This window comes from Burkholderia sp. Bp8986, from assembly GCF_003854225.1.
In the GTDB taxonomy this organism is placed as follows: domain Bacteria; phylum Pseudomonadota; class Gammaproteobacteria; order Burkholderiales; family Burkholderiaceae; genus Burkholderia.
In genome coordinates this window covers 161,745-179,274 of sequence record NZ_QTQM01000005.1, presented here as the reverse complement: position 1 = coordinate 179,274, position 17,530 = coordinate 161,745, and the positions used below count along the sequence as shown (strand labels likewise).

Annotated in this window: 13 protein-coding genes; 6 read left to right on the top strand and 7 right to left on the bottom strand. The window is 66.5% G+C overall.

What is annotated here, in order from left to right; genetic code table 11:
• Positions 1-374 precede the first annotated feature (374 nt).
• Complete coding sequence (locus tag DID99_RS07695) at positions 375-1,496, bottom strand: sensor histidine kinase (protein ID WP_124570152.1); 1,122 nt, start codon at positions 1,494-1,496, stop codon at positions 375-377.
• Positions 1,497-2,355: 859 nt separating this feature from the next.
• Between DID99_RS07695 and DID99_RS07690 the strand changes: the two genes are divergently transcribed.
• Positions 2,356-4,515, top strand: a complete 2,160-nt coding sequence (locus tag DID99_RS07690) for a hypothetical protein (RefSeq protein ID WP_124666475.1) — start codon at positions 2,356-2,358, stop codon at positions 4,513-4,515.
• 133 nt (positions 4,516-4,648) lie between these two features.
• Here DID99_RS07690 and DID99_RS07685 read toward each other — a convergent pair whose 3' ends face one another.
• From DID99_RS07685 to DID99_RS07665, 5 genes are all read right to left on the bottom strand, one after another.
• Positions 4,649-6,049: a sensor domain-containing diguanylate cyclase gene (locus DID99_RS07685; protein WP_124570153.1), complete on the bottom strand. Its 1,401-nt coding sequence runs from the start codon at positions 6,047-6,049 to the stop codon at positions 4,649-4,651.
• A gap of 318 nt (positions 6,050-6,367) precedes the next feature.
• The gene (locus tag DID99_RS07680) at positions 6,368-7,546 is read right to left on the bottom strand and encodes an acetyl-CoA C-acyltransferase (RefSeq protein ID WP_124570154.1); all 1,179 of its coding nucleotides are present in this window, start codon (positions 7,544-7,546) and stop codon (positions 6,368-6,370) included.
• A 49-nt stretch (positions 7,547-7,595) separates the two neighbouring features.
• The gene (gene pncA / locus DID99_RS07675) at positions 7,596-8,228 is read right to left on the bottom strand and encodes a bifunctional nicotinamidase/pyrazinamidase (RefSeq protein WP_124666451.1); all 633 of its coding nucleotides are present in this window, start codon (positions 8,226-8,228) and stop codon (positions 7,596-7,598) included.
• Positions 8,229-8,271: 43 nt separating this feature from the next.
• Positions 8,272-10,356, bottom strand: coding sequence for a 3-hydroxyacyl-CoA dehydrogenase NAD-binding domain-containing protein (locus tag DID99_RS07670; protein ID WP_124666450.1), 2,085 nt, complete (start codon positions 10,354-10,356; stop codon positions 8,272-8,274).
• Between the two features lie 183 nt (positions 10,357-10,539).
• A complete protein-coding gene (locus tag DID99_RS07665; RefSeq protein WP_124570156.1) occupies positions 10,540-12,183 on the bottom strand; it encodes a 3-(methylthio)propionyl-CoA ligase in 1,644 nt (547 codons plus the stop codon).
• Positions 12,184-12,347: 164 nt separating this feature from the next.
• On the opposite strand from DID99_RS07665, the gene DID99_RS07660 reads away from it, so the two are divergent.
• The 5 genes from DID99_RS07660 (at position 12,348) to DID99_RS07640 (ending at position 16,152) form a co-directional block, all read left to right on the top strand.
• Positions 12,348-13,916 carry a YdiU family protein gene (locus DID99_RS07660; RefSeq protein ID WP_124520078.1) on the top strand — a complete coding sequence of 523 codons (1,569 nt, stop codon included), beginning with the start codon at positions 12,348-12,350 and terminating at the stop codon, positions 13,914-13,916.
• A gap of 38 nt (positions 13,917-13,954) precedes the next feature.
• Positions 13,955-14,386 (top strand): peptide-methionine (R)-S-oxide reductase MsrB, encoded by a 432-nt coding sequence (gene msrB / locus DID99_RS07655; protein ID WP_059529717.1) that lies wholly within the window; start codon positions 13,955-13,957, stop codon positions 14,384-14,386.
• A gap of 124 nt (positions 14,387-14,510) precedes the next feature.
• A complete protein-coding gene (locus tag DID99_RS07650) occupies positions 14,511-15,041 on the top strand; it encodes a septation protein A (protein ID WP_006753406.1) in 531 nt (176 codons plus the stop codon).
• 1 nt (position 15,042) lies between these two features.
• A complete protein-coding gene (locus DID99_RS07645) occupies positions 15,043-15,351 on the top strand; it encodes a BolA family transcriptional regulator (protein ID WP_124486242.1) in 309 nt (102 codons plus the stop codon).
• A gap of 18 nt (positions 15,352-15,369) precedes the next feature.
• Positions 15,370-16,152: a peptidylprolyl isomerase gene (locus DID99_RS07640; protein WP_044843666.1), complete on the top strand. Its 783-nt coding sequence runs from the start codon at positions 15,370-15,372 to the stop codon at positions 16,150-16,152.
• Positions 16,153-16,334: 182 nt separating this feature from the next.
• Here DID99_RS07640 and DID99_RS07635 read toward each other — a convergent pair whose 3' ends face one another.
• Positions 16,335-17,504: an acyltransferase gene (locus DID99_RS07635; protein WP_124666449.1), complete on the bottom strand. Its 1,170-nt coding sequence runs from the start codon at positions 17,502-17,504 to the stop codon at positions 16,335-16,337.
• Positions 17,505-17,530 lie beyond the last annotated feature (26 nt).

The following is a 17,530-nucleotide window of genomic DNA, read 5'->3' as shown; positions in this document are numbered from 1 at the left end:
GCGGTTCGCCCAGAACCCTTGTCAGCCGGGCGTTACACAGCCCGTTCATCGTTCGCTCGCGTTCGTCGAAATCGCGCCCGGCACGGTGAAAAAGCGGGTATCCAAGCCGGTACAAGTTCAAGACGCCAACCACGATACCCGCTTTTTCACCGTGCCACTTGCGGACGTCACGATCCGCTAGCGAAAGCAGGCAACAAGCGTACCAAACTCACCGGCGCGAATGGACGGCATCTTGAGATGCGCCCATCTTGCTAGAAGCGCTGGCGGTATCGATACGGGATTGCCGGAAAGGGGATCGTACTCGCGATCGGCGAATCGCCCTCCGCCTTCCGGTTGTAAGCCCCGCATGGCTGGCCGCCATCGCGAACCACGGTTCACGCGCCTCTTGGCAGGCGCACCTCGAATACTGTTTCCGTCGGATCGGACCGCGCGTCAATACGGCCGTGATGTGCCTTGGCGATTTCGCTGGCGATGTACAAGCCGAGCCCCAACCCGACATCGTCACTCGCACTTGCCGATTGGTCGGCTCCGCGCTGAAGGGGGTCGAAAATGCGCTCCAGCGTGAGTCGGTCCATCGCCGGCCCTCTATTCCCAACCTCGATGAGCACTTCCTTGTCAGCCGATACCGCCGTCACCCGTACCGGCGTTTTGGACGCGCCATACTTGATCGCGTTGCTCACCAAATTACTCAGCAATTGCTGCATGCGCTGATCGTCCCAGTCCCCCCGGAGGTCGCCGCTTACGTCGACCTCGATTTCCCGATCCGGATGAGCCGCCCGCAGTTCGTCGACCACATTGGCGAGCACACGTGCGAGATCGACATTGCGCGGAACAACGTTGATGCCCAGCCCGAGCTGGGTTCGATTGAAATCGCAGAGATCGTCAAGGAGGCCTTGCATGCGCCCCCCGCTTCTGATCAGCCGGGCCGCGGCCTCCGATACTTCCTCTCCCGCATTGAGCGCCGCCAGATAAGTCGCCGTGATCTGAATGGTCTGCAGCGGCGTGCGCATGTCGTGACCCAGCATGCCCAACAACAAGTTGCGAGCCTGCTCGACCTGCTCGGTAAAGAAAGCGACTGATTCCGCGAGCGCCTGATCGATCGCCTCATTGAAACGAATCATGTCGTCCATGTGAGGCAGCCCGGGCTGGCACTCGTCGATCCACAGGCGCAACACACTGGCACGCAGCGCCCGATACTCGGCCGCCAACTGATTGATGTTGAAACCTCTTCGGGCGCGCAGCACGGCATGCGTCTGCGCGGCGGTTTCCGTGGCGTTCATCGGCTCGGGCGCGCGCCCGAGCGATTTTTCGTGTTGCTCGTCCCGCGTTTGTGGGGTGGCGATGTCCTTGGCCACGGCCTCCAGGATCTGCCGTGAATGGTCGCGTAGCGCGAACGAGTCCATGCCCCTTGCGGCCGGTAACAGCGTGGCGGCAAACGCTTCCCACTGCACCAGGATCGACTCCATGTTCCGGAGGATGAAATCAGCTAGTCGCATGTCGCCCCACATAACGAAATGAACGGTGGATGCTCCTGTGATACCGCACGAGATCACGCGAATACCAACGATCGAAGGCGCTCGCATGGCCAGCCGCGCGCAAACCCGTCGTCAGGTGCCCTCTATCGTATGGTGATTTGCTCGGCCCCAAGACGGGCCAGCGCGCGAAACCGCAACCGCTAATGTGCAACAACTCGTGGTAACGCGAACTTCGTGGTTACCCGTCAAAGGCGCGGCTACGCCTGGCCATCAAAGCAACTTTCACGACCTGTGCTTCGCGATTTTTCGAATCGGCCATTGCCGCGCCCGCCACCGATCCCTTCGCACAACGGTCATGACGGACGACACTGCAGTCGCCATGCGTTCCAGCATTGCCGATTAATCTTCGATTTGAAGCGCCATTTCGGATCAATCGACCGGTCGTTATCCAGATTCATTATTCATTTCGACGAAATTGCATCTTTTACCGGCTCACCGGGTAATAATTACGAAAATCAAATAAAACACATCGAAATTGATCGAACCTGATTGACTTTGGCTTTCATGAAAATCTAGAATCCCCTACAACATCTTTCATCTGATTTTTCCAGCACCGGCAGAGCCTCATCCTTCGCCCGCCGAAAGCGCTCTCCATCGACTTCACCCGTTTCGTAACGGGTGGTGTGGGCTATCGTTTTCCATATTCAGCCTTTATCGCCCCCCGATTAAAAAACGGTTCAATTCGCCCCGCAAGCATCACATCACGATTAATCCGGGCATTTTCCGAATGCCTGCGACGCAGAACGAAGCGGATCGAGCCGCCCGCTCATCCGGGCATTTCGATAAAAAAATCGCAGTCGTCAGGAGGGTCGTCATGAACGTGCATCGCTTCACGAAATCACTGTGTCTGGGATTCATCTGCGCCGGCCTGCTCGCCGCCTGCAACGACGACGACCTCCATTCAAACGACACGCCGCCCTCTTCCAGCGCCGCGCTGTCGTTCCGCATGGACGCCGGCGGGCAGATCAACGCGTTCTACCGGCAGGACAAGGTCGCCGCCCATCTGCTGGTGCGCTCGTCGACGAAGCCGCGCCTGCTTGTCGTGTTTCCGGCCGGCAACAGCGGCACCGGGCTGTGGTTCGACGACACCGCGCAGCCGGTGAACTGGAGCCTCGACACGCAACCTTCCGCACTGTCGGCACCCGACCCGCACGGCCGCCCGCTGTACGGCATCGGCGCCGACGTGTCGGTCGACACCGACACGCTGACGATCCGCCAGGGCGTGCTCAGCAACGTGCGCTTCCTGCGCGACTTCAACGGCGGCGCAACGATCCCGCCGGAGATCGTCACCGCCCCGACGATCCAGGGCAGCGCCGCGCAATGGCAGCGCGACCGGCTCGACGGCGCCCCCGGCTACGCACTGCGCATCACGCTGCGTGACGGCGGCAGCATCGCGACGGCCGCGGACGGCAAGCTGGTGCTGCGCGCGGCGGCCGGTACGCGCACGCTGAAGCTGCATGTCGACGCGCTGTCGGGCGAGACGCCGATGTCGCCGATCACGCGCGCCGACCTGCTCGCCCCGTCCGCGAATCCGGACCCGGTCAGCCAGAACGTGCTCGAATTCCTGAGCTTCCACGACAAGCTGCTGGCCGGCTCGTGGCAGTACGACACCTATTTCGGCCGCGACACGCTGATTTCGGTGCGCATGCTGATGCCGGTGCTCGAACCGGCGGCGATCGAGGCCGGCCTGACGTCGGTACTGAACCGCCTGTCGAACGACGGCAAGGTCGCGCACGAGGAAGGCATCGGCGAATTCGCACTGGTCGACAACGCGAAGCACGGCCGGCCGAACGATGCGACGCCGACCTACGACTACAAGATGATCGACAGCGACTACCTGCTCGCGCCGATCGCGGCGGCGTGGCTGATCGACGACACGCGCGGCCAGGCGCGCGCGGCCACCTATCTCGCGCAACGCGGCGGCGACGGTCAGACCAATGGCAGCCGGCTCGTCGTCAACCTGCTGCACGTCGCGGCGACCGCGCAGCCGTTCGCGCAGCAGCCGTCGGTTGCGAACCTGATCCACCTGCGGCCCGGCGAGATCGTCGGCAACTGGCGCGACAGCACCGACGGGCTCGGCGGCGGCGTCTATCCGTACGACGTGAACGCGGTGCTCGTGCCGGCCGCGCTGCGCGCGGCGAACGCGTTCCTCACGCGCGGCCTGCTCGATCCGTACCTGGACGCCGGGCAACGCGCGGCACTTGCGAACACGGCGGCCGAAGCGGCCACGTGGGAACGGCAGGCGCCGCCGCTGTTCCAGGTGAGCGTGCCGGCCGCACAGGCGACGACCGACGTGTCGGCGTATGCGCCGTCGGCCGGCGTACCGGCCGGCACCGCGCCGGGCGCGCCGCTCACGTTCTACGCGTTGTCGCTCGACCAGCAGGGCACGCCGGTTCCGGTGATGAATTCCGACGGCGGCTTCGCGCTGCTGTTCGGCACGCCGACGGACGACGAACTCCAGCGCATCGTCGCCGACGTCACGCGGCCCTTCCCGACCGGGCTCGTCACCGATGTCGGGATGCTGATCGCGAACCCCGCGTATGCGAGCCAGGCACTGTGGCCGAAGTTCACGAGTTCCGCGTATCACGGCACCGTGATCTGGTCGTGGCAGCAGGCGATGTGGGTCGCCGGGCTCGATCGGCAACTCGCGCGCCAGGATCTGTCGGACACGACGCGCGCGCTGCTGACGCAGGCACGGCAGACGATCTGGCAAGTGATCTCGAACGGGCGCGACATGCGCACGTCGGAGATGTGGACGTGGTCGTACGTGAACGGCCGGTATCAGACCGACGCGTTCGGCACGCGCAGCGCAGACGCGACCGAGGCCAATGCGGCGCAGCTGTGGAGTACGACGTATCTCGCGATTCGCGATCCGCAACTGCGGACCGGCAAGTACTGGTGGCAGGCGATGGAGCGGATGAAGGATGTGCAGCCACAGCAGACGGCGGCCATCGCGGCTCGCCAGACGATGCACCAATGAAACGAATGCCCCGCACGCATCTTCGCGTACGGGGCTTCATTCAGGCCGGACGCAAACCGCGCGGACATCGCATCGCTCCGCCATTGCGCTGCATCCGCGCACACCACGCCGCCCGATGCGCGGCGCTCGTCCGTCAGTGCGCGACCACGCGATTGCGCCCGTCCCGCTTCGCCTGATACAAGCGTTCATCGACCGCGCGCAACAACGCATCGACCGTCCCGCCGTCGACCCCATACTGCGCCACGCCGACGCTGACCGTCACCTGCACGCGCTTGAAATCCAGCCCGAACGGCGAACTCGCGATCGACGAACGCACGCGCTCGGCCGTCATGCGAGCGCCCTCGAGCGGCATCTCGGGCAACAGCGCCATGAACTCCTCGCCGCCGACTCGCGCGAGCGCACCGGCCGGACGTATCGCCTCGAGACACTGGCGCACGACGCCGCGCAGCACCTCGTCGCCGATCTGGTGCCCGTATGCGTCGTTGATGTTCTTGAAGTTGTCGAGATCGAGCGCGAGCAGGCAAAACGGCGTGCCGTCGCGTTCCGCGCGCACGATCTCGCGCTCGACCTGCGCGATGAACTGGCGACGGTTGGACGCGCCCGTCATCGGATCGGTCGCGGCCATGTATTCGAGTTTCTGGTTCGTGCGGCGCAGTTCCTGCAACGCACTCTCGGTGCGCGCCATCGATTCCGACAGCCGGCTCATCAGGTCTTCCTGGCTGTAGATCGCCGAGAACGAACGCGTCGTCTGCAGCGCCTGCACGACGCCGTAGCTGAGCAGGAAGAACCCGCCCGCGAAGATCGCATGCGCGAGCCACCACATGTGATTCCACGGCTTGCCGAGGATGAACGCGAGCGACGACAGCGCGAACGCCATGATCGACACGCCGTAGATCACCATCAGCGGCGAGCGGATGCGCCGCGCGAGCAGCACGCCGACGTTCAGCAGCGAAAACACCAGCGCGCCGCCTTCCATCGACAGCCGCGTACCCGGCGCGCCGGCGACCGGCGAATAGGCGATGTACGCAACCGCCACGTTGATGGTCACGAACAACCCGACCCAGGGCAGCCACGTGCGCGCGCGCGTACGCTTCTCCACCCGATCGGGCGGCTGCGAATACGACAGCAGGCCCTTGAGCAGCAGGATCGACATTACGAGGCGCGAGGCGGGCCCGTACAGCAGGAACAGCCAGATGTTGTGGTGCGCCATCCCGGTGAACAGACCGTGCAGCGCGTAGATCATCGCGAAGCCGAGAAAGCCGAGCGTCAGCCAGCGCAGCAGCGGCTCGCCGGACGATCGGTAGCACACCCACGTCACGTAGGTGACGAACGCGCCTTCGAGGGTCGCGGCCGTGATCGCGATTTCATGGAATGCGTGGTTCTCGAACACGACGTGCGGGTCGCTGAAGAACCACAGATAGGCAATCAGATAGGCCGGCAGCAATGCAAAACCGACCAGCAGGCATTTCGCGTAGAGCCTCGCGGCCGCGCTGACGACACGCGGCGGTTCCCCGGCTGCATAGGTCGTGCTCAATTTGGTCCCCGTTTCGGTCTGCTGCGTGGTTCGAACGCCCACGGTGCCGGAAACGCGCGATGCATCGTCTTCGCCGGCTCCCGGAAACGCGTCACGTGCGCCGGTACGACGCACGCGTTGGCCCATCCCGCCGAAAGGCAAATGTCAGAGCAAGTATAGGTGCGGCAAATCGTTTGACAAGTAAGGGGAAACGGCAGCATCGAATGCATGGCGTTTGCTTCCTGTTTCTTACGAATCGCCCACGGATTTCGCCGATTCGCATCGCGGCCGCGGCTTCGGTCCCCCGAAAGCCGCGGCCGCCCCTCCTGCGCACAAATATCAGACGATTTCGAACAGGCCGGCAGCCCCCTGCCCGCCGCCGATGCACATCGTGACGACCACGTATTTCACGCCGCGCCGCTTGCCTTCGATCAGCGCATGGCCGGTCAGGCGCGCACCCGATACGCCGTACGGATGGCCGACCGCGATCGCGCCGCCGTTCACGTTCAGGCGGTCGTCAGGAATCCCGAGCGTGTCGCGGCAGTACAGCACTTGCACCGCGAACGCTTCGTTGAGCTCCCACAGGCCGATGTCGTCGACCTTCAGCCCCGCCTGCTTCAGCAGCTTCGGCACGGCGAACACCGGGCCGATGCCCATCTCGTCCGGCTCGCAACCGGCGACCGCGAAACCGCGGAACACGCCGAGCGGCTGCAGCCCTTCGCGCTGCGCGACATCCGCGTTCATCACCACGCACGCCGACGCGCCGTCCGAGAACTGGCTCGCGTTGCCCGCGGTGATCACGCCGCCCGGCACGGCCGAACGGATCTTCGCGACGCCCTCGAGCGTCGTGTCCGGCCGGATGCCCTCGTCGGCCGACACCGTCACGTCCTGCGTGAACAGCCGGCCCGTCGCCTTGTCGGCGATACCGGCCCGCACGGTGATCGGCACGATCTCATCGTTGAAGCGCCCGGCTTCCTGCGCGGCCGCGGCGCGCAGTTGCGAGCGCACGCCGTACTCGTCCTGCCGCTCCTTCGCGATCCCGTAGCGCTTTGCGACGTTCTCGGCCGTCTGGAGCATGTTCCAGTAGATCTCCGGCTTGTGCTCGACGAGCCAGCCCTCCTGGATCATGTGCCGGTTCATCTCGTTCTGCACGCACGAGATCGATTCGACGCCGCCCGCGACATACACGTCGCCCTCGCCCGCGATGATCCGCTGTGCGGCGAGCGCGATGGTCTGCAGCCCGGACGAGCAGAAACGGTTCACCGTCATCCCCGGCACGCTCACCGGCAGCCCGGCGCGCAGCGCGATCTGCCGCGCGATGTTCGCGCCGGTCGCGCCTTCGGGGTTCGCGCAGCCCATGATCACGTCCTCGATGCGCGCGGGGTCCAGCTTCGCGCGTTCGAGCGCGGCCGCGACCACATGGCCGCCGAGCGTCGCGCCGTGCGTCATGTTGAATGCGCCGCGCCACGATTTCGCGAGCGGCGTGCGTGCGGTCGATACGATTACGGCTTCGGTCATGCGAGTCTCCTTCGGTCCTGCTTGATGTTCTGCGTCGGATAGGAATGCGCTACGCCGTCGGGCGCGCGCCCGCGGACGTCACATGTGCGACGCCCGCCGCCTGCATCTGTTGCCATGCGTGCGCGAGCGACCCGTTCAGGTCGATCGCACGGCATGCGTCGTTGATCACGGCCGCCTCGAAGCCGGCCGCGCGCGCATCGAGCGCGGACCACGCGACGCAATAGTCGGTCGCGAGCCCGCAGCACCACACGCGCTTCGCGCCGAGCTCGCGCAGATAGCCGGCGAGCCCCGTGCGCGTCGTGCGATCGGCTTCGACGAACGCGGAATAGCTGTCGACCTGGGCGTCGCCGCCCTTGCGGATCACGAGCCGCGCGTGCGGAATGTCGAGGTCGCGATGCAGCGCCGCGCCATCGGTGTCCTGCACGCAGTGCACGGGCCACAGCACCTGCTCGCCGTACGGCAGCGCGAGCGTCGAGAACGGCTCGCGTCCCGGGTGGTTCGCCGCGAACGACACGTGTTCGCGCGGGTGCCAGTCCTGCGTCAGCACGACCTGGTCGAAACGTTGCGCGAGCGCGTTGATCACCGGCACGACCGCGTCGCCATCCGGCACCGCGAGTGCGCCGCCCGGCATGAAGTCGTACTGCACGTCGATCACGAGCAACACGTCGTCAGTGCGTTTCATTGCATTTCTCCTTGCAAGCCTGGCCGCGCGGTCACGCGGGCCGTCAGCCGTTGAACCCGCGCCCGGCCCTGGCGAGCTCGACGATCGACGGCGCGAGCTGCCACGCGTCGCCGTTCGGTGCGGCCGCATAGCGGCGAATCGCGCGCTCGACGTTGTAGAGGCCGACCATGTCCGCATACAGCATCGGGCCGCCCCGCCACAGCGGGAACCCGTAACCGGTCAGGTAGACCATGTCGATGTCGGATGCCTTCGACGCGATCTTCTCCTCGAGGATCTTCGCGCCTTCGTTGACGAGCGCGAACACGAGCCGCTCGACGATCTCGTCGTCGCCGATCTTGCGCCGCTCGACGCCGCGCTCCTTCGAATACGCGACAACCATCTCGTCGACGAGCGCCGACGGCTTCGCCTTGCGCTCGCCCGGCACGTAGTCGTACCAGCCGCCGCCCGTCTTCTGGCCGAAACGGCCCTGCTCGCACAGGCGGTCGGCGATCTTCGAGTAGTGCAGATCGGGTTTCTCGACGTAGCGGCGCTTGCGGATCGCCCAGCCGATGTCGTTGCCGGCGAGGTCGCTCATCCGGAACGGGCCCATCGCGAAACCGAACTTCTCGATCGCGCGATCGACCTGCGCGGGCAGCGCGCCTTCCTCGAGCATGAAGAGCGCCTGGCGGATGTACTGCTCGATCATCCGGTTGCCGATGAAGCCGTCGCACACGCCCGACACCACCGCCGTCTTGCGGATCTTCTTCGCGACCGCCATCACGGTCGCGAGCACGTCCTTCGCGGTCTGCGCGCCGCGCACGACCTCGAGCAGCTTCATCACGTTGGCCGGGCTGAAGAAGTGCATGCCGACCACGTCCTGCGGACGCTTCGTGAACGCGGCGATCTTGTCGACATCGAGCGTCGACGTGTTCGACGCGAGGATCGCACCGGGCTTCGCCACCGTGTCGAGCCGGCCGAACACCTGCTCCTTCACGCCGAGCTCCTCGAACACGGCCTCGACGATCAGGTCCGCGTCCTTCAGGTCGTCGTAGGACAGCGTCGGCGTGATCAGCGCCATGCGCGCGTCGAGCTTCTGCTGCGTGAGCTTGCCCTTCTTCACCTGTGCGTCGTAGTTCTTGCGGATCGTGGCGAGGCCGCGGTCGAGCGCGTCCTGCTTCGTCTCGAGCAGCGTGACGGGCAGGCCCGCGTTGACGAAGTTCATCGCGATCCCGCCGCCCATCGTGCCCGCGCCGATCACGCCGACGCGGCGGATCTCGCGCACCGGCGTATCGGCCGGCACGTCGGGAATCTTGCTCGCCGCGCGCTCGCCGAAGAACGCGTGCCGCAGCGCGCGGCTTTCCGGCGTCATCATCAGCGCGACGAAACCCTCGCGTTCGGCGACGCTGCCCTTGTCGAAGCCGTTCAGCACGCCGGCCTCGATCGCGTCGATGCACTTGTGCGGCGCGGGGAAATTCGGCGCGGCGGCCCGCGCGGAATTGCGCGCGAACTGGATGAAGCCCGCGGCATTCTCGTGGACGATCTTGCGATCGCGCACGCGCGGATGCGGCCCCTGCTGCGCGCCGACCTTGCGCGCGAACGCGACGGCCGCATCGAGCAGGTCGCCGTCGGCCATCGCGTCGAACAGCCCGCTGTTCGCGAGCTGCTCCGACGGCACCGGCGCGCCCGACACGATCATGTTCAGCGCGGTTTCGAGGCCCACCGCACGCGGCAGGCGCTGCGTGCCGCCCGCGCCCGGCAACAGGCCGAGCTTCACTTCGGGCAGCGCGACCTGCGCACCGGGCGCCGCGACGCGATAGTGCGCGCCGAGCGCGAGCTCCAGGCCGCCGCCCATCACGACGCTGTGCAGCGCCGCGACGACCGGCTTCGCGCTCGCCTCCACCGCGCGGATCACGGTGTGCAGCGTCGGCTCCTGCAGGGCCTTCGGGGTATTGAATTCGGTGATGTCGGCGCCGCCCGAGAATGCGCGGCCCGCGCCGGTCAGCACGATCGCCGTGACCGACGGATCCTGCGCGGCACGATCGAGCGCGTCCATGACGCCCTGGCGCGTCGACAGGCCGAGCCCGTTGACGGGCGGATTGTTGAGCGTGATGACGGCCACGCCGCCGCGAGTCGAGTAATCCACTGCCATCTGCCTGCCTCCATGCATCGCGCGCCGGGGTGGCTGCGCTTCATTGTGCGCGGTCGAACGGCCGCATGTCCGGATCGAACGGAGGCAGCATACAACGCAAAAGCACGGTCGTTCAATTTGAATTTGTTCCCGATCCGGGGGCCGGATCGGGCGACCGCGCGGCGGGCCGTCGGCGGCCGCGGCTTACGGTGCGCAGCGCGCCGTCGGCAGCACGTAGTCGCGGAACGTCTCGCGCAGCTTCAGCTTCTGCAGCTTGCCGGTCGCGGTGTGCGGCAGCGATTCGACGAACACGACGTCGTCGGGCACCCACCACTTCGCGACCTTGCCTTCGTAGAACGCGAGCAGCGCGTCGCGGGTCAGGTTCGCCCCCTCCCGCGGCACCACGACGAGCAGCGGACGCTCGGTCCATTTCGGGTGCGCGCACGCGATGCACGCGGCTTCGGCGACGCCCGGGTGCGCGATCGCGACGTTCTCGATGTCGATCGAGCTGATCCACTCGCCGCCGGACTTGATCACGTCCTTGCTGCGGTCGGTGATCTGCAGGAAGCCGTCTGGGTCGATCGTCGCGACGTCGCCGGTCGGGAACCAGCCGTCCGATAGCGGCGACGTATCGCCCTTGAAGTAGTGATCGATCACCCAGGGCCCGCGCACCTGCAGCTCGCCGAACGCGACGCCGTCCCACGGCAGTTCGCGGCCGTCGTCGCCGACGATCCGCATGTCGACACCGCAGATCACGCGCCCCTGCTTCTCCAGCAACCGGCGCTGCACGTCGAGCGGCCGCTGCGACTGCGCCCAGTTGAGCTTCGCGAGCGTGCCGAGCGGCGACAGCTCGGTCATTCCCCACGCGTGGATCACGCGCACGCCGTATTCGTCCTCGAACGTGCGCAGCATCGCGGGCGGGCACGCCGAACCGCCGATCACCGTGCGGTTCAGCGTCGAGAAGCGCACGCCGGCCTCGCGCATGTAGTTCAGCAGCCCGAGCCACACGGTCGGCACGCCCGCGGAGAACGTCACGCGTTCGGCCTCCATCAGTTCGTACAGCGACTTGCCGTCGAGGTCCTTGCCGGGCAGCACCAGCTTGCCGCCGGTGAGCGGCACCGCGTACGGCAGCCCCCACGCGTTCACATGGAACATCGGCACGACGGGCAGCACCGCGTCCAGCGCCGACAGGTTCATCGCGTCGGGCAGCGCGGCGCCGTAGGCGTGCAGCACCGTCGAGCGATGTGAATACAGCACGCCCTTCGGATTGCCGGTCGTGCCCGACGTGTAGCACAGGCCGGACGCCTGCAGTTCGTCGAGGCGCGGCCAGTCGTAGCGGCCGTCCTCGGCGTCGACGAGCGTTTCGTAGCACAGGTACGGCGTCGCGCCGGACGGCAGGTGCGCGGCATCCGTCATCGCGATCCAGCCCTTCACGTTCGGGCACTGCGGCGCGATCGCGTCGACGAGCGGCGCGAAATTGATGTCGAAGAAGACGTAGCGGTCTTCCGCGTGATTGACGATGTAGGCGATCTGCTCGGGAAAGAGCCGCGGGTTGATCGTGTGGCACACGGCGCCCATCCCGCCGATTCCGTAGTACGCCTCCAGATGCCGGTAGCCGTTCCAGGCCAGCGTGCCGACGCGCTCGCCCGCTTCGACGCCGAGCCGTGCGAGCGCCTGCGCGAGGCGCTTCGCGCGCTGCTCGCAGTCGCGGTACGTGTAGCGATGCAGGTCGCCTTCCACGCGCCTCGACACGATCTCCGTATCGCCCGCATAACGCGCGGCATGCGCGATCAGCGACGACACCAGCAACGGCATGTCCATCATCTGGCCCAGCAACGGCTTACCCATCGTCTTGTTCTCCCGGAAGGACGCGAATCGGTGACCAGCCTCGAAGCGATGCGCCAGCCTGCAACCCGTCCACGGCCCGGACCGGCCTGGCGCAAGGCGCGCGGGCCGCCATGCGGGCGGCGCGGCGCCGCCTTACAATATCGGCTTACCCAGAGGCGCTCAACATGTCGTTTTCCCGAAGCGCAGCCGCTACGGCTGACACTCTCCCCGACCTCGCCGCCACGCTCGGCGCGCCGGCCGTCGGCGCGTTCGTCGCACTCGGCGACGCGTTTCATACGCGGCTGCCGGCAGCACCCCTGCCCGCGCCGTACGTCGTCGGCTTTTCCGACGAAGTCGCGCGCCTGCTCGGCTTGCCGGCGTCGCTCGCCGCCCAACCCGGATTCGCCGAGCTGTTCGCCGGCAACCCGACGCGCGACTGGCCCGCGAGCGCGATGCCGTACGCGTCGGTGTATTCCGGCCACCAGTTCGGCGTATGGGCCGGCCAGCTCGGCGACGGCCGCGCGCTGACGATCGGCGAACTCGCCGGCAGCGACGGCCAGCGCTACGAACTGCAGATCAAGGGCGGCGGCCGCACGCCGTATTCGCGGATGGGCGACGGCCGCGCGGTGCTGCGTTCGTCGATCCGCGAATTCCTGTGCTCGGAAGCGATGCATCACCTCGGCATTCCGACCACCCGCGCGCTCACGGTGATCGGCTCCGACCAGCCGGTGGTGCGCGAGGAGATCGAGACGTCGGCCGTCGTCACGCGCGTGTCGGAGAGCTTCGTGCGCTTCGGCCACTTCGAGCACTTCTTCTCGAACGATCGCCCGGACCTGCTGCGCCAGCTCGCCGATCACGTGATCGAGCGCTTCTATCCCGCATGCCGCGACGCCGACGATCCGTACCTCGCGCTGCTCGAAGCCGCGACGCTGCGCACGGCCGACCTCGTCGCGCAGTGGCAGGCCGTCGGCTTCTGCCACGGCGTGATGAACACCGACAACATGTCGATCCTCGGCGTGACGATCGACTACGGCCCGTTCGGCTTCGTCGACGCGTTCGACGCGAACCACATCTGCAACCACTCCGACACGAGCGGCCGCTACGCGTACCGGATGCAGCCGCGCATCGCGCACTGGAACTGCTACTGCCTCGCGCAGGCGCTGCTGCCGCTGATCGGGCTGCAGCACGGCATCGCCGACGACGATGCGCGCGCCGAGCGCGCGGTCGACGACGCGCAGGCCGTGCTCGCGAAGTTTCCGGAACGCTTCGGCCCGGCTCTCGAGCGCGCGATGCGCGCGAAGCTCGGCCTCGAGCTCGAACGCGAGAACGACGCCGAGCTCGCGAACAAGCTGCTCGAAACGATGCACGCGAGCCATGCGGACTTCACGCTGACGTTCCGCCGGCTCGCGCAGATCTCGAAGCACGACGCGAGCCGCGACGCGCCGGTGCGCGACCTGTTCATCGATCGCGACGCGTTCGACGCATGGGCGAACCTCTACCGCGCGCGGCTGTCCGAGGAAACGCGCGACGACGCGGCCCGCGCGGCCGCGATGAATCGCGTGAACCCGAAATACGTGCTGCGCAACCATCTGGCCGAAGTCGCGATCCGGCGCGCGAAGGAAAAGGATTTTTCCGAAGTCGAACGACTCGCGCAGGTGCTGCGCCGCCCGTTCGACGAACAACCGGAACATGAAGCTTATGCGGCATTGCCGCCCGACTGGGCCGGGTCGCTCGAAGTGAGCTGCTCGTCGTGACCCGACCGACCCGACCGACCGATCAGGAGAACTCCCACATGTCACACGATTCCGACGACAAGACCTTCCCGTACCAGAAGGACGACGCCGAACTGCGCCGCCGGCTCACGCCGATGCAGTACGAGGTCACGCAGCATGCGGCGACCGAGCGCGCCTTCACCGGCGAATACACCGACACCGAGGACGCCGGCATCTACAAGTGCGTCGTCTGCAGCACGCCGCTGTTCGAATCCGGCGCCAAGTTCCATTCGGGCTGCGGCTGGCCCAGCTACTTCAAGCCGCTCAACGGCGAGGTGATCGACGAGAAGATCGACCGCTCGCACGGAATGGTGCGCGTCGAGGTCCGCTGCAACCATTGCGGCGCGCATCTCGGCCATGTGTTCGAGGACGGCCCGCGCGACAAGACCGGTTTGCGCTACTGCATCAATTCGGCTGCGTTAAACTTCGAGTCCCGACCCGAAAACGAATGAGCGGCACCGGACGGATCGGTCGGACAGCCTGCCCGGCTGCCCCGATCCCGGACGGTGGCGCCCGGCGGGTCCCCACAACGGTGAAAGGCCGCGCGATGCGGCCTTTCACGCAGCTGCGAGCGCCATGAAATTCCTGTTCGATCTGTTTCCGATCATCCTGTTTTTCGCCGCCTTCAAGGTCTGGGGCATCTTCACCGCCACCGCCGTCGCGATCGTCGCGACGCTGGCCCAGGTCGCGTGGGTCGCCTTCCGGCACCGGAAGGTCGACACGATGCTGTGGGTCAGTCTCGGCGTGATCGTCGTGTTCGGCGGCGCTACCCTCGTCCTGCATGACGAGAAATTCATTCAATGGAAACCGACTGTGCTGTACTGGCTGTTTGCGATCGGGCTGCTCGCCGCGCGCTATGCGTTCGGCAACAACCTGATCGAGAAGATGATGGGCAAGCAGCTGACGCTGCCGCACCCCGTGTGGGACAAGCTGAACGTCGCATGGGCGCTGTTCTTTGCGGTGCTCGGCGTCGCGAACCTGTACGTGGTGCACAACTACACCGAATCGCAGTGGGTGAACTTCAAGCTGTTCGGCACGACGGGCGCGATGGTCGTGTTCATCATCCTGCAGAGCCTGTGGCTCACGAAGTACCTGAAGGACGAATGACATGACCGACGCTTTCCTCGACGCCTCGCCCGACGAACGCATCGCGCTGATCGAAGCGCGCCTGACCGCCGCGCTCGCGCCGCTGTCGCTCGCGGTGCGCGACGACAGCGCGCAGCACGCGGGTCACGCCGGCGCCGCTGCCGGCGGCCACTTCACGGTCACGATCGTGTCGGCCGCGTTCGCGGGCAAGCCGCGCGTCGCGCGGCACCGGCTGGTGTATGATGCGCTCGCTGATGCGATGCAGCGCGGCATTCACGCGCTCGCGATCGTGGCTTACACGCCCGAAGAATTCAACGAATCTTCAATCTAGTCTCAACAGGAATTCCCGATGATCCTGAAATCCCCCCGCCTGTGGGTCGCGGCGGCTGCTTTTGCAGCGGCACCGGCATTCGCCCAGAACATCGCCGTCGTCAACGGCACGCCGATTCCGAAGTCGCGCGCCGATGCGATGGTCGCGCAACTCGTCCAGCAAGGCCAGACCGACAGCCCGCAACTGCAGCAGGCCGTGCGCCAGGAACTCGTGAACCGCGAAATCCTGATGCAGGAAGCGATCCGCGAAGGCATCCCGAACCGCCCGGACGTGAAGGCGCAGGTCGCCGTCGCGCAGCAGACGGTCGTGCTGCGCTCGATGATCGAGAGCTTCCTGAAGAAGAACCAGCCGACCGACGCGGAAGTGAAGGCGCGTTATGACGACCTCGTGAAGGGTGCCGGCGGCAATCGCGAGTATCACCTGCACCACATCCTCGTCGACAGCGAGCAGCAGGCGAAGGACCTGATCGCGAAGATCAAGGGCGGCGCGAAGTTCGAGGACCTGGCGAAGCAATACTCGAAGGATCCGGGCTCGGGCAAGAACGGCGGCGACCTCGACTGGTCCGACCCGAAGGCGTACGTGCCGGAGTTCGCGGCCGCGGCGCAGAAGCTGCAGAAAGGCCAGATGACCGACGCGCCGGTGAAGACGCAGTTCGGCTGGCACATCATCCGTGTCGACGACGTCCGCGACATCGCCCCGCCGCCGTTCGACCAGGTGAAGGCGCAGATCGCGCAGCAGCTCGTGCAGCAGAAGCTGCAGGCGTTCGAGGAAGGCCTGCGCCAGCAGGCGAAAATCCAGTAACGTCGGCGACGATCGCCCACGCGAAGGCCGCTCCCTGGAGCGGCCTTTTTCATGCGCGCTTGCAGTGCGCGCCGAAGCGCAACCAACGCGTCGCCATCGTCACTCGTATCGCGATCGCCGGCCCGTGCCGGCACTCGCACTCGCGCCGATCCCGACGTCAACGCCAGCGCATGCACATCGCGCTACGCCTTCGCCGGCGCCGCCGATTGCGCACGCGCCCGGTCGGTTGCGAACGTCCTCGCGAGCACGCCGAGTACCGGCTGCTCGATCAGCCGATACGCACCTGCCCCAACCACGACGACGAGCGCGAGGCCGCCCGCGACGATCCAGTCCGCACCGACCTGCTGCCCCACGCCGTACTTGAGCGCCGTCGCGACGGCCGCCACGACGAAGTTGTGCGTCAGGTAGATCGAATACGACGCGTTGCCCAGCAACACCAGCGCGCTGTCCGCGACCGGTCGCACGTGGTCGATCAGCACCGCGCCCAGCACCAGCAGGAACGCCGGACCGCCGTAGACGAGCGCACGCGGCGCATGACCCACGAACAGCTCCATCGGCGGATTGCCGACACCGTCCGCGCCGGCCAGCGCCGCGCCGAGCAGCCCGAGCACACCCGCGACGACCAGCATCCGGCCGGCGGCCAGCATCGCGGCGGGCGTCCAGCGATCGCGCACGACCGCATACGCCATCGCCGCGACGATACCGAGCAGGAATTCGCCGATCAGTTGCGCGCCGGTCAGCATCGTGACCGACGTCGGCGCACCGAGCAGGTGGCAGGCCACGCCGACCGTCAGGAAGGTGGCCGCGAGAAACGGCAGCAGCAGGCGGCGCAAGCCGAGCGCGATCGCCATGGCGAATGCGAGATAAAAGTAGATCTCGTAGCCGAGCGTCCAGCCCTGCTCCAGAAACGGCCGCCAGATACCGTCCTGATTCGCCGCCGGCCACAACAGGTACGAGCAGATCAGGTAATGGAGCGTCGCGTGATGACTCTTCAGCACGAGATGCGCGCTCCACATCGCCACGAGCACGGTGGTCCACATCCAGTACAGCGGATAGATCCGCAGCACCCGCCGCTTCAGGAACCGGCCGGCCGCGGCCCATCCGGCCGCATCGCGGCGATGCGTATGCAAGATGATGAAGCCGCTGATCACGAAGAACAGGTCGACGCCCGCATTGCCGATCGCCGCGAAATTGCGCGTGTTGATCCATGCGGGCGCAGGGTGATAGAGCGGCATCGCGGCGGCGAAATGCCAGAACGCCACCAGCAGCGCCGCAACGGCCCGCAGGATCTGGATCGAGTGCAGTTGCGCGCGCGCCTCGCCTGCGCGGCCGCTGTTGCTGTCCGAATTCATTTCGATGACTCCCGTTGACGCGGACA

Excerpts from the sequence above, each read along its gene's own strand:
- DID99_RS07695 (WP_124570152.1), bottom strand. The coding sequence starts at position 1,496 with ATGCGACTAGCTGATTTCATCCTCCGGAACATGGAGTCGATCCTGGTG.
- DID99_RS07680 (WP_124570154.1), bottom strand. The coding sequence starts at position 7,546 with ATGACCGAAGCCGTAATCGTATCGACCGCACGCACGCCGCTCGCGAAA.
- pncA (WP_124666451.1), bottom strand. The coding sequence starts at position 8,228 with ATGAAACGCACTGACGACGTGTTGCTCGTGATCGACGTGCAGTACGAC.
- DID99_RS07670 (WP_124666450.1), bottom strand. The coding sequence starts at position 10,356 with ATGGCAGTGGATTACTCGACTCGCGGCGGCGTGGCCGTCATCACGCTC.
- DID99_RS07665 (WP_124570156.1), bottom strand. The coding sequence starts at position 12,183 with ATGGGTAAGCCGTTGCTGGGCCAGATGATGGACATGCCGTTGCTGGTG.
- DID99_RS07660 (WP_124520078.1), top strand. The coding sequence starts at position 12,348 with ATGTCGTTTTCCCGAAGCGCAGCCGCTACGGCTGACACTCTCCCCGAC.
- msrB (WP_059529717.1), top strand. The coding sequence starts at position 13,955 with ATGTCACACGATTCCGACGACAAGACCTTCCCGTACCAGAAGGACGAC.
- DID99_RS07650 (WP_006753406.1), top strand. The coding sequence starts at position 14,511 with ATGAAATTCCTGTTCGATCTGTTTCCGATCATCCTGTTTTTCGCCGCC.
- DID99_RS07645 (WP_124486242.1), top strand. The coding sequence starts at position 15,043 with ATGACCGACGCTTTCCTCGACGCCTCGCCCGACGAACGCATCGCGCTG.
- DID99_RS07640 (WP_044843666.1), top strand. The coding sequence starts at position 15,370 with ATGATCCTGAAATCCCCCCGCCTGTGGGTCGCGGCGGCTGCTTTTGCA.
- DID99_RS07635 (WP_124666449.1), bottom strand. The coding sequence starts at position 17,504 with ATGAATTCGGACAGCAACAGCGGCCGCGCAGGCGAGGCGCGCGCGCAA.